Here is a 1,604-nt window from a genome sequence, read left to right as displayed (position 1 = left end):
CGTTGGGTCCACCGAAAACCCTGGGGCCAGATGCAAAAATGGTTTGTCGAGACCCTCTATCTTAGCCAGATACAGGCAGTGAGTTGGAAGGATGCTGTCAAGTTGTCCAAAAAAGCTAATGTTTGGGGGGTCAAGCAAGCAGGGGATGGGGATGATTTCCAGGCGGGCCAGGATATTGTTTACGGACCATTGGTGGAGGGCCCGAAGTATCTGCCCGGGGTTGTGGTTGGGATACCAGAAGTAGGGTCCGTGCGGGTGCGCGTGGGGGAGGAAGAGTTCGATACAGATATGGATAACGTGACTCTGTTGAACAGGTGGAAGGAGTTGCATCCAGGAGAGTCGTTAACTCAACGGATTGCCACCCAGTATCAGAATGTCCGTTGCCTAGAACCACAAGACCGACATGCTCGGGTATTACTTCACCCAGCTCATTGGGAGGATGTCTCAGTTGGCAAACTGGATGAAGATCAGGCGGATCGAGTTTGGGACCTTTACCATTTGTCTTACGGTCACATTGGGCAGCATATCCCCAATTTGGGGGCAATGTTGACTAAGTATCGGCTGCTTTGGCTTGTAGACGTAGATGGGGACGGGGATGTTGATGCCTTCATTAGTTACAAAAAAACCTCTGCGGGGAATAAGTTTGGAGTCATGGGGTCGGATGGTACTTCAGTTGCGAAAAGGGCACTTGTGGGGAAGATCCGTCAGCTTTTAGGAACCTCCGGTTGGTACGGAGAGGGGTCGGGTCGTTTGGGGGATATCCTGGAATCACTTGGGGTGCCTAGGGTCTTGGATGAGAATGTGGTTCGAACTGTGTTACAGAAGGATATTGAGTGGGAGGGGGATGGTTGGTACCGTCGTGACCTGTCAGGGTTAGGGTCGGTGAGAAAAACTCTGTTTGGGCATCCGAAAGTGGCCACGAATGTTCGTCGTGGGAAGGCGACCCAGTTCAACTTGGGGTTGATCGAGAGTCTCCGTAAGGACTTCTTGCAACTCGTGGGGAATGTTCCTCGGGCCACGTCCTATCCTCTTGCTGTTCAGTTGAAGGACGCTGTCCGGATATACCAGAAGCACTTCAACGACCTGATATTCACTCGGCTGATGGATTTCTTGAAGGCCCAAGAGTGGCAAAAGAAGTTGACCGAGGGGGATAAGGCGTATTGGGAGAAGCGTATTCGTAAGTCCTCTTGGTCACTTTATATCGAGTTGGCGTTGCCACTAGACCGTCCCGATGACTACTACAGTCAGGAAGCGCGGTTCCGTCAGTTTGAGGACCGGAAGGATAAGTGGCTCCGCAAGGTACAGGCCGCTGCAAGGGGGGCTTGGAAAGACCTTCGTGACTTCGTGTTCTGGTCCGAGCAGCAGAGGAGTACCCCAGTTGTTTTAGATGTCCCGAATCAGACGAATCTTTCCATCTCGGGGTTCCAGGTCCAGATAGTCATGCCGGAGGATCCCTCTAAGTACTTGATTGAGGGTTTGGGAGTGTTCAAAGCGGCTTTACCAGTCTACAAGAGTCGTGCAAGTCGAGTGCTGCCTTGGCTGTTGCAACATGGGTTACCTTTCATTTTGTCCCCGGACGAAGGTTTGAACCTTGCTGGACGATA

The 1,604-nt window shown here is 52.1% G+C and carries 1 protein-coding gene; it reads left to right on the top strand.

The features are described 5' to 3' along the window. Positions 1-30 precede the first annotated feature (30 nt). The coding region (locus HWQ67_RS17985; RefSeq protein WP_218254071.1) for a hypothetical protein at positions 31-1,604 on the top strand (1,574 nt) is incomplete at its 3' end.

This window comes from Candidatus Magnetobacterium casense (genome assembly GCF_019173545.1).
GTDB classification, from domain to species: Bacteria; Nitrospirota; Thermodesulfovibrionia; order Thermodesulfovibrionales; family Magnetobacteriaceae; genus Magnetobacterium; species Magnetobacterium cryptolimnobacter.
Note: the sequence above shows the minus strand (reverse complement) of the source record. Positions and strands in the feature narration are given on the sequence as shown.